Annotated in this window: 10 protein-coding genes; 6 read left to right on the forward strand and 4 right to left on the reverse strand. The window is 32.0% G+C overall.

Features of this window, described 5'->3' with window-relative positions:
- The first annotated feature begins 255 nt into the window (after window positions 1-255).
- The 3 genes from eno to AC30RD_RS02440 are packed head-to-tail and all read left to right on the forward strand — an operon-like array spanning window position 256 to window position 2211.
- The gene (eno, locus tag AC30RD_RS02430) at window positions 256-1524 is read left to right on the forward strand and encodes a phosphopyruvate hydratase (RefSeq protein ID WP_489492589.1); all 1269 of its coding nucleotides are present in this window, start codon (window positions 256-258) and stop codon (window positions 1522-1524) included.
- 4 nt (window positions 1525-1528) lie between these two features.
- Window positions 1529-1792 (forward strand): septum formation initiator, encoded by a 264-nt coding sequence (locus tag AC30RD_RS02435; protein ID WP_489492590.1) that lies wholly within the window; start codon window positions 1529-1531, stop codon window positions 1790-1792.
- Window positions 1789-2211, forward strand: coding sequence for an AMIN domain-containing protein (locus AC30RD_RS02440; RefSeq protein WP_489492592.1), 423 nt, complete (start codon window positions 1789-1791; stop codon window positions 2209-2211). The genes AC30RD_RS02435 and AC30RD_RS02440 overlap by 4 nt, the downstream gene beginning before the upstream one ends.
- Here the strand turns inward: AC30RD_RS02440 and AC30RD_RS02445 are convergent.
- From AC30RD_RS02445 to topA, 4 genes are read right to left on the reverse strand one after another with little or no spacing between them, the layout of a single operon-like run.
- A complete protein-coding gene (locus AC30RD_RS02445) occupies window positions 2208-3362 on the reverse strand; it encodes a cation:proton antiporter (RefSeq protein ID WP_489492594.1) in 1155 nt (384 codons plus the stop codon). The genes AC30RD_RS02440 and AC30RD_RS02445 overlap by 4 nt on opposite strands.
- Window positions 3355-4194: a biotin synthase gene (locus AC30RD_RS02450; RefSeq protein ID WP_489492596.1), complete on the reverse strand. Its 840-nt coding sequence runs from the start codon at window positions 4192-4194 to the stop codon at window positions 3355-3357. Before AC30RD_RS02450 ends, AC30RD_RS02445 begins: the two co-directional genes overlap by 8 nt.
- Window positions 4194-4688, reverse strand: a complete 495-nt coding sequence (locus AC30RD_RS02455) for a YfcE family phosphodiesterase (RefSeq protein WP_489492598.1) — start codon at window positions 4686-4688, stop codon at window positions 4194-4196. The genes AC30RD_RS02450 and AC30RD_RS02455 overlap by 1 nt, the downstream gene beginning before the upstream one ends.
- Before the next feature lie 33 nt (window positions 4689-4721).
- Complete coding sequence (gene topA, locus AC30RD_RS02460; protein WP_489492600.1) at window positions 4722-6911, reverse strand: type I DNA topoisomerase; 2190 nt, start codon at window positions 6909-6911, stop codon at window positions 4722-4724.
- A 92-nt stretch (window positions 6912-7003) separates the two neighbouring features.
- On the opposite strand from topA, the gene AC30RD_RS02465 reads away from it, so the two are divergent.
- The 3 genes from AC30RD_RS02465 to asnB all read left to right on the forward strand — a co-directional run.
- Window positions 7004-7798 (forward strand): DegT/DnrJ/EryC1/StrS family aminotransferase, encoded by a 795-nt coding sequence (locus AC30RD_RS02465; RefSeq protein WP_489492601.1) that lies wholly within the window; start codon window positions 7004-7006, stop codon window positions 7796-7798.
- A gap of 153 nt (window positions 7799-7951) precedes the next feature.
- Window positions 7952-8893, forward strand: coding sequence for a magnesium transporter CorA family protein (locus AC30RD_RS02470; protein WP_489492602.1), 942 nt, complete (start codon window positions 7952-7954; stop codon window positions 8891-8893).
- Between the two features lie 9 nt (window positions 8894-8902).
- A partial coding sequence (gene asnB, locus AC30RD_RS02475) for an asparagine synthase (glutamine-hydrolyzing) (RefSeq protein WP_489492603.1) occupies window positions 8903-10218 on the forward strand: 1316 nt, incomplete at its 3' end.

Here is a 10218-nt window from a genome sequence, read left to right on the forward strand (position 1 = left end):
ATAGCGTTATGATGGTTCCGCAAGAAGAGATGAAAGAGGAGTGAAATTAGTTAAATTAGTTAAAATGGTTAAGTAGTTGAGTGGTTAGGTGAAAGGCTGAAGGTAGAAGGTTGAAGGCTGAAGGAGGTAAGGGGGTAAGGTGGTAAGAGAGGGTTCGATTTCCAATTCCTAATTCCCAATGCCCATTTACCAATGTCTAATGTCTAATGTCCAATGTCTAAATTGGTTAATTAAGAGTGAAAAAAAGGAGAATAAATGGTTTATATAGACAATATTTTTGCTCAAGAGGTTTTAGATAGTAGAGGAAATCCTACGGTAAAAGCTACAGTTGTTTTAAGTGACGCAACGGTTGCGAGTGCTATAGTTCCAAGTGGGGCGAGCACGGGAAAGAGAGAGGCTTTAGAGCTTAGAGACAATAATGAGAGATTTATGGGTAAAGGTGTTTTAAAAGCTTGTGAGCATGTTGATGTTGATATTGCCGATGAACTTGTAGGGCTCTCACCTTATAATCAGGCTGAGATAGATGGGATATTAAAAGAGTTAGACGGAACCGATAACTACTCAAAGCTTGGCGCAAACGCCGTGCTTGGGGTATCTATGGCTATAGCAAGAGCCGCGGCAAAGAGCTTGCGTCTTCCATTATATAGATATCTTGGCGGATCAAACGCTATGATACTTCCAACACCGATGTTAAATATCATTAACGGCGGAGCACACGCAAATAACGATGTAGATCTGCAAGAGTATATGATAATGCCTACGGGATTTGATGATTTTAAAGAGGGATTGAGAGCTAGTAGTGAAATATATCATACATTAAAAAAACTTTTGGCAAGCGAGGGACACTCTACCGCTCTTGGCGATGAAGGGGGATTTGCTCCAAATTTCAAAAATAACGCAGAACCGATAGAATATATTTTAAAAGCAATAGAAAAAGCCGGATATAAACCAAAAGATGAGATAGTAATAGCTTTGGACGCAGCAAGTAGCGAATTTTTCGAAGATGGAAAATATAACCTAAAAGGAGAGGGAAGAGTTTTGACTTCCGATGAATTGGTTGAATATTATGCCGAGCTTGTAAATAACTATCCAATTGTCTCAATTGAAGATGCAATGGCGGAAGATGATTGGGAAGGATGGGCAAAAATTACCCAAAAACTTGGCGATAAAATACAGCTTGTAGGTGACGATCTTTTTGTTACAAATAAAGATATTTTAGCAGAAGGTATTCAAAAAGGTGTAGCAAACGCGATACTAATAAAACCAAATCAAATAGGAAGCGTAACCGAAACTATGCAAACCGTTAGACTTGCCCAAAGAAACGGTTATAATTGTATAATGAGCCATAGAAGCGGTGAGAGTGAAGACGCTTTTATAGCCGATTTTGCCGTTGCGCTAAATACCGCTCAAATAAAAACCGGAGCTCCCGCAAGAGGCGAAAGAACGGCAAAATACAATAGATTGTTAGAGATCGAAAGAGATATTTTATATCCCGAATATATAGGAAAAGAGCTTTTTAAGTAAATAGATGAGAGAATTTTTTGAGGACTTTTTAAAAGTTTCGAAAAAAGAGCTTTTTTTTAATTTTTTAAAAGTATTATCGGCTTTTTTGCTGATAATACTTTTAGGCGTATATATTGGTAAAATGCTTTTTGGCAAAGACTCCGTGGAGGTTTTATTTGATTTGGAGAATAAAAAAGAGTCTTTAAAAAGAGAGGTTCAAAGATTAAAAGAGGAGAACGCCAAATTGCAAAAAGAGTATTTTGAATTAAAAGAGTTGGAGCCTGAGTGAAAAGAGCTATTTTTTTATTGATATTAACCATATTTTTGTTTGGGAGGGAAAATCCCTTTTTGCCTACAAAAAAAGGGGATATTAAACCTGTCCAATTTAAGATAGCAAAATTTGAGATACCCCAAATTAAACCATTTAAATGGATCTCTTTTGAGATAGATAAAAATATTATAAAAATTTTTACAAGAGACAAATTAAAAAAAGTTTTTACCGTTGATAATCCATATAAATTAGTTTTGGATTTTAGATCAAAAAGAGGATTTTTAACAAAAAAGATAGATATAAAAAATAGCTATATTAAAAATATAGTGATAGGCTCTCATAAAAACTATTATAGAGTTGCTATAACGTTAAAACAAAAATATAGATATAAAATAGATAAAAATCGCCATATAACAATAAAACTTTTAGTAGATTAGAGTGGTTTAGGATTTAATTTTTGCAAGATTTTTATACTTATCATAACTATTAAAACCTCAAAAAGACTTGCCAAAATGAAAGTAAGATAATGAAAATGATCTATACTTTTTGCGTGATACGCCAGCGTTGCGATGGCAACAAGAAGAGTTAGAGGCATTGCGTGGGATAGACCAAATAAAACCGAGTTTTTGAAGCCTAAAATCTTTACAAAAACAGACGAAGATACTACTCGAACCATTATCATTATAGCCGTAATCAAAATAGCTTTTTGAAGTAATCCTTCCATCAAGAGCGCATTAAGTTTAAACGAGCTTCCCGTGTAAATAAAAAATATAGGAACGAAAAATCCAAATCCAAATGAAGATAATTTATGAGGAAGAGCCTTTTTATGCTCAAAAAAAGTTGCTATAAAGATCCCGGCTATAAAGGCTCCAAAAGCGACTTCAAGCTTTAAATATAACATAATGGCTAAAAATAGGAAAAAAAGTCCCATAGAGAGTCTAATATCTTGCTCCTCTTTATCGATTCTTGGCATAAGCGTGGTTTTGAGTTCTGGATACCACCAAAAAATAATCTGTAAAAGTTTAAAAATTCCCAGTATTAAGATTAAAAAAATCGATAAATAAAATATCGTTTCATAAAAGGCTATTCCATATCCAAACTCAAATCCCGCACTTACTATAGTTAATACGGCGATACTTACAACTTCTCCCAAAGAGCCTATAGTCATAGAAAGATCAAGCCATTTTAGGTTTTTCCCGTACTCTTTTCTTAAAGCGGCTATAAGTCCCACTGAGATTAGTGGAAAGATCACTATAAAAATATTGCTTAAATTTAGGTATTTTACCGTTAAAAAAGAGAGAATATAGAGTAAAAAAATATAAAAAACCCCTCTTTTTAATACTCTTTTTTCAATAGAAAAGACCTTTTTTAGATCAACTTCCAATCCGGCTAAAAACATCAAATATAAAAATCCAAATTCCGCAACCAGTTCAAATAGATGAACATCGCTTAATAATCCAACTGTTCCTGCTATTGATCCAAGGGAAATTTCAAGCACGTTTGTAGGAAGTCTCGTTATTTTTGATAAAAAGGGAGTTGCAAATATCAAAAGGGACAAAGTTATTATGATTAAAATTTCGTTACTCATGACAGCTATCTGCTATTTTATAACCTAATTTTTCTAAAATTTTTATATCTTTTGCGGGTTCGTTGCCTTTTGTGGTTAAGTAGTCACCAATAACGATAGAGTTTGCTCCCGCCTCTAAGATCTTTGGCCACTGATCGCCAAATACCAGTTCTCTTCCTCCAGCTACCATTATCATACTATTTGGCAGCTTTTTTTTAACTTTTTTAATGATTTCTAAAGCTCTCTTTTTATCTAAAATCTTGTTTTTTAAAGGTAAAGCCGGATTTGGATGAAAAAAGTTTATGGGAACACTCATTGGAGATAGGGAAGCGATCTGGTTTATAAACTCATCTTCTTGCTCTATGCTTTCACCTAAACCAAAAATACCTCCGGTGCAAAGATTTAATCCCGCCTCTTTTACGTTTAGGCAGGTTTGATATCTCTCATCCCAACTATGGGTAGAGCATATTTTTGGATATAAACTTTTGGCACATTCAAGGTTATGGTTATAATTTTCAATCCCTGCTTTTTTAAGCTCTTTTAGCTGCCAAGTTTTGGCTGTGCCGTTGCAACCGATAAGAGATATTTCATCTACCTCTTTTTTTATCTCATATGCCGCTTTGCATACAAACTCAAGAATTTTATCATCTATTCCTTTTCCGGCCGTTACTAAACAAAATCCTATCGCTTTAGCCTCTTTTGCCTTCTTTGCCTCTTGGACTATCGTTTTGATATCTTTATATTTATATCTTTGAATGTCGGCTTTATATTTTGTGCTTTGTGTGCAAAAGGCGCAATCTTCCGCACAAACGCCACTTGATATATTGCTTATAGCGCATAGATATATTTTCATTAACAGACCTTATTTATATTAAAAGTTTCTTTATTTAAATCTTTATAAACATACTCTACGCTAAGATCTTTTAGATCTATTAGCGCACCTTCGATTTTGGGTTTTTGCCTTGCACATACTTCGCCGGGATTTAAATAGAGGCTCTTTTTTTTATCACACTCAAATTTGTGTAAATGTCCATATATTATAACATCAACATCGGGAGTTAAAAAATATGGATGATGCATCAGTTTAAAAGTAACGCCGTTGAGTTTAAAATAGTGCGGTTCTTTGTAAATGGGTGCATTTATATATTTTTCCAAAGAAATATCTTTATCGGTATTACCCAAAACCGCAATAAATTCTATATTTTCTTTTATTATAAGATCTAATACATCAACTCCTATATCTCCAGCGTGCAATAGATAGTTTATATCCTTTGATTTAAAAAAATTTATGATTTTTTTTGTATATTCTATTTTATTGTGTGTATCTGAAATTACGCCTATTTTCATAAATTGCCTTTATGATTTTTCAAAGCGCTCAAGTTACGCATCTTCTTTATGTTTACATTTGATGCACTCATAAATCTCTTTGTTTCTATATGTTCTTTTTGCCATTAAATATCCACATTGGCTACATTTTTTATCGGTAGGTTCAAATTTTGATATAAATGTACATTTTGGATAGTTTGCACAACCAAAAAATCTGCCTCTTTTTGAAAACCTCTCAACTATTTCTCCTTCGCATTCTGGACATTTTACACTAAGCTTTTTTAGCTCTTTTTTAGCAATAGGCTTTGTGTTTTTGCATTTTGGATAGGCGCTGCATGCTAAAAATTCCCCTCTTGGTCCTTTTTTAATCACCATCGCCGAACCACATTTTTCACAAGTTTCTTGAGTCGTTTCTTCTTTTTTCTCTTCAATCTGTTCGGTATATTTACATTTTGGAAAAGCGCTACACGCTATAAATTCTCCGTATCTTCCGCTTCTTTTTACTAACTGAGCTCCGCATTCTGGACAGTTTCTGCCAACAGGGATTGCTATTTTTTGGCTTTTGATCTCTTTTTTTGCTTTTTCTATCAAAGAGATAAAAGGTTCATAAAACTCCCATAAAACCTTTTGCCAATCTTTTTTATGTTCTGCGATTTCATCAAGTTCTTCTTCCATTTTTGCGGTAAAGGAACTATCAACAATATTTGGAAAATGGTTTTCTAAAGTTTTTATAACCTTAAAAGCAATTTCTGTAGGAATAAGTTGTCTTTTTTCTATTTTTATATAATCTCTTGCCTGTAAAAGTGCAATGGTAGGTGCATAAGTTGAAGGTCTTCCTATTCCTAAAGATTCAAGTTTTTTAATAAGACTAGCTTCAGAATATCTTGAAGGTGGTTCGGTAAAATGCTCAATTGCTTCGATTTTTGTTAAGGTTGCACTCTCACCGGCTTTTAATTCGGGCAAAAGTTTCTCTTTTTCGGCCCCTCCCAAAATCTTATAAAATCCATCAAATATAAGTTTTCTTCCTAAAGCTTTGAAAACCGAGCTTTTGGAGGAAAAATATATTGTTTGTGTTTCAAAAACGGCGTCTTTTGCTTGAGAAGCTAAAAATCTATTATATATTAATGTATAAAGTTTTAACTCATCTTGGGTTAAATATTGAGCCGCGATTTGGGGAGTAAAATCTATCATAGTGGGTCTAATAGCTTCGTGTGCCTCTTGCGCCCCTTTTGCTTTTGTTGTATAGATTTTTGGTTTTGATGGAAGATACTCTTTACCAAAACTTTTTTGGATTTTTTCTCTTGCCGCTTCAATAGCCTCTTTTGAGATATTTAAGCTATCAGTTCTCATATAGGTTATAATACCGGTGATTCCTTTGTCGGTTTGAACTCCTTCATATAATTTTTGAGCTATCATCATAGTCTTTTTTGGACTAAATCCAAGTTGGCTTGAAGCTGTTTGTTGAAGGGTTGATGTCATAAAAGGGGCAGGGGATTTTGTGATTCTTTGTTTTTTTTCTATTTTTGATACTTTAAACTCTTCATTTTTTATTTTATCAACTATATTTTTTGCTTCTTCTTGCTTTTTTATGGTGAGTTTTTCTATTTTTTTGCCTTCAAACTCAACAAGATGGCTTTCTATATTATCGTTAAATATAGCTTCAATTGTCCAATATTGGGTTGGCACAAAAGCTTTAATCTCTCTTTCTCTATCCACTACAAGTTTTAATGCGGCACTTTGAACCCTTCCTGCGCTTAACCCCCTTTGTATTTTAGAAGAGAGCAGAGGTGATAGCTTATATCCAACTATCCTATCAAGAAGCCTTCTTGCTTGCTGGGCGTTTACTCTGTCCATATCTATTGTTCTTGGATTTTCAAGGGCTTTTTTAATGGCGTTTTTTGTGATTTCGTGAAAAACTATTCTAGGGAGTTTTTCGGGCTCTTTTCCTATCGCTTTTGCAATATGATATCCTATCGCTTCGCCCTCTCTATCCTCATCCGTTGCGATATAGACGGTATCACTCTTTTTTGCCAACTCTTTTATCTCTTTTACTACTGTTGAGTGTTCTTTGTCGACTCTATATTGAGGCTCAAACTTTCCCTCTTGGATCTTTATGCCAAAACTACTTTTTGGCAAATCTCTAATATGCCCTTTTGATGCGATAACATCATAATTTTTACCTAAAAAGTTTTTTATTGTTCTGGCTTTTGCTGGTGATTCTACAATTATTAAATTTTTTCCCATCTTTATCTTCCAAAAATTTTTTCGCTATTCTAACATAAAATTAAATATAATTTAAAAATATAAAAATTCAATTATAAAAATAAGGATTTTATATGGTTTTATATGCACAAAATATTCAGATACTTTATATGGCTCTACTTAAAGCCTTAAATTATGAAAAAATAAAACTAAATCCAATTTCTCCGACATTTTTTGCAAATATCGCTAAACTTTTAAATATAAAAATAGAGTTTGTTGATACGAAGCTCGATTTTTCAAGTAGCGCGGATATTGTTCAAAATTTTTATGAATCATATATCCCAAAAGCGGATATTGTATTTCAAAATTTTGGGGAGTTAGTGGGAGAGGCAAAAGTTTTTGTTCAGAAAGAAAAAGAGTGCATTAAAATATTTTTTAATGAAAAAGATATTTATGAAAAAACAAAACTCTTTTTAAAAGGTGGGATAAAGAAGGGAAAATTATGGAATTATGACGTGGTAAGTTTGGGAGTAAAAAATGAAGCTTCTCCTTGCGAAATCGAAAATTTGGAGAAGAAAATAGCAGATTCAAATAGCGTTATTAGATATTTTAATGAAAAGTTTGAAAAAAATCCCTATTTTGATATATTAAAAATTGGAGAAAAAACATTAAAAAACGGTTATCCTATTATTTTGAAACCATCTTTGTATTGTCCTAAAGAAGAGATTTATCAAGAATTGATAAAAAAGGGAGTGGATGTTAAGGTAAGATTTAAGCCCCTTTACAAAACAACAATGTTTAAAGATAAAAATTTACCAATTTGCGAAGAACTTTATAAAGCCGTTTTAATACTTCCTCTAAAAAAAGATATCGTCTCTATACTTTTTGAAGTTTTAGATAGATATAAGTATAGGGGGTGTGTGTTTTAAATTGGTTAGAATGGTTGAGTAGTTGAGTAGTTAAGTAGTGAAAAAGTGAGAAAGTAAAAAAGTTAGAAAGTGGGAAAATAGGAATGAAAATCACTAATTCCCAATTCCAAATTCCCAATTCCCAATTCCAAATGCCAAATAAAAAGGAAAAATATGTATATATTTGCAGATAGGTTTTATAAAAAAGGTGAGGATGAGATAGAGTTAAAGAGTGATGAAAAACAGGTTGTATTTAGTTCCGCAAAAAATGAAAAGTTAATAAATTGGCTTTTAAAAAACGGTTTTCATGAAAGTTTTATTGAAGATATACAAAATGAGGATCAAAGTGTTGTTTATGAGGAGAATGAAGGGTTTAAACTTATAATTTTAAAATTTTTCAAACAGAGCAAAGAGAACGAGTTACTGTTTGAAGATACCAATATAGTTATAATAATAACAAAAAATAAAATCCTTTTTTTAAGCGATTTTGAGGATGTAGTAAAAAAGATGGTAGGTAGATTTTACAAAAGATTTAAGCCAACAGACTCTATCGAGTATTTAACATATACCATTTTGGATATCTTAATAGATAATACAATGAATATAGTAGATTTTATAGATGATAAATTAGAAGAGATTGAAGATAATATTTTTGAAAAAGATGTAGATCAAGAAGAGATACAAAAAAGTCTATATTTTGCAAGAAGAAGTTTAAACAGGATAACAAAGCAAAGCGTTTTTGAAAATGATGTTATAAATAAGATATACAACCATTATCCAACATCTGTTAGAAAAAAACTGAAATTTGAGTTTTTAGATCTTAAAGAGCATTTAAACTTTTTAATAAACGAATCAAAATCATATCTTGATAGAACCGGCTATCTTCAAAATCTTTTAATGGGATTTATATCAAATAGAATGAATCAGGCTATGCAAAGATTGGCGGCTATATCATTGATATTTTTACCCCTTACTTTTATAGTTGGAAATTATGGTATGAATTTTAAAAATATGCCAGAGCTTAGCTGGGAATATGGTTATTATTTTGTATGGGCTTTAAACCTAATTATTGGATTTTTAATATATAGGTGGCTAAGAAAAAAGCAGTGGATATAGGTAAAGCAGATGTGCGCAATTTTTGGGATAATGGGAGAATATGATCAAAAAAAAGCAAAATATGCTCTTTCTTTAATGAGCCATAGGGGGGTTGATTTTAGCTCCTTTGTAGCTCAAAAAGATCTCTTTATGGGGCACAATAGATTAAGCATTATCGATTTAAGCGATGAAGCAAATCAGCCCATGGTTAGGGATGATATAATTTTAAGTTTTAACGGAGAGATATACAATTATAAAGAGCTTCAAAAACTGCCGTTTCCTTTTAAAACAAAAAGCGATACAGAAACTATAATCGCAGCCTTTAAAGTTTATGGACTGGAGTTTATACATCATTTGAGAGGAATGTTTGCAATTGCCATAAAAACAAAAGATTCATTATATCTTTTTAGAGATAGATTTGGTAAAAAACCTATCTTTTATTATAAAGATGAAAAAAGATTTATATTTGCTTCTGAAATTAAGGCTATTTTACCCTTTATAAAAAAAGAGCCAAATTTCAAGACTCTATCTTGTTATCTCTCTTTTGGAGCTTCAATTTCGCCAAACACTTTTTATAAAAACATCTACAAATTACCTCCCGCATCGTTTTTAATATATAAAAATAACAAAATAGAGATTAAAAGATATTACGATTTTTTAAAAGAACCCGCTATTTTTGATGAAGAAGAGGCGATCTTAAAAATCGAAGATGTTATAAAAAGAAGTGTAGATATGCGATTGGTGGCCGATGTTGAGGTGGCGAGTTTACTTAGTGGAGGTGTTGATAGTTCGTTAATTAGCTCAATTGCAACCAAAAGAAAAAAGATAAAGACTTTTTCCATCGGATATAAAGAGTATGAGAAATATAGCGAATTAAAATATGCAAAAGAGGTAGCTAAACATATAAAAAGTGAGCACTATGAAGTTAAAATAGATAAAAACGATTTTTTAAATGAGATGACAAAAGTTTTTTTCTCTTTAGATGAGCCTTTGGGAGACCCGGCCGCAGTGCCTCTCTCAATTCTTATAAAAGAGGTTAGAAAACATGGTTTAAAAGTGGTTTTAAGCGGTGAAGGGGGTGATGAGCTTTTTATGGGATATAGACAATATTTTGAATTTTTAGATATAGAAAAAGCTAAAGATTTAAAATATAAAAATTGGCTAAAAAACTATTTTCGCTCAAATTTTTCATTAAATAAGGAGTGGGAGTGGTATAAAAGGATTTTTGAGGATACTCCTCTTTTTAGAACTACCGGAGAAGTTTTTACAGATCTACAAAAAAATATCTTTTTAAAACAGAATATTAAAGATAACGACTCTCTTAGATGCTTAAAACCATATTTGAA

It is taken from the genome of Nitrosophilus sp. (assembly GCF_982775275.1).

Coding starts and splice junctions, on each gene's coding strand:
- AC30RD_RS02470 (WP_489492602.1), top strand. CDS start 7,952: ATGTATATATTTGCAGATAGGTTTTATAAAAAAGGTGAGGATGAGATA.
- AC30RD_RS02465 (WP_489492601.1), top strand. CDS start 7,004: ATGGTTTTATATGCACAAAATATTCAGATACTTTATATGGCTCTACTT.
- topA (WP_489492600.1), bottom strand. CDS start 6,911: ATGGGAAAAAATTTAATAATTGTAGAATCACCAGCAAAAGCCAGAACA.
- AC30RD_RS02455 (WP_489492598.1), bottom strand. CDS start 4,688: ATGAAAATAGGCGTAATTTCAGATACACACAATAAAATAGAATATACA.
- AC30RD_RS02450 (WP_489492596.1), bottom strand. CDS start 4,194: ATGAAAATATATCTATGCGCTATAAGCAATATATCAAGTGGCGTTTGT.
- AC30RD_RS02435 (WP_489492590.1), top strand. CDS start 1,529: ATGAGAGAATTTTTTGAGGACTTTTTAAAAGTTTCGAAAAAAGAGCTT.
- AC30RD_RS02445 (WP_489492594.1), bottom strand. CDS start 3,362: ATGAGTAACGAAATTTTAATCATAATAACTTTGTCCCTTTTGATATTT.
- eno (WP_489492589.1), top strand. CDS start 256: ATGGTTTATATAGACAATATTTTTGCTCAAGAGGTTTTAGATAGTAGA.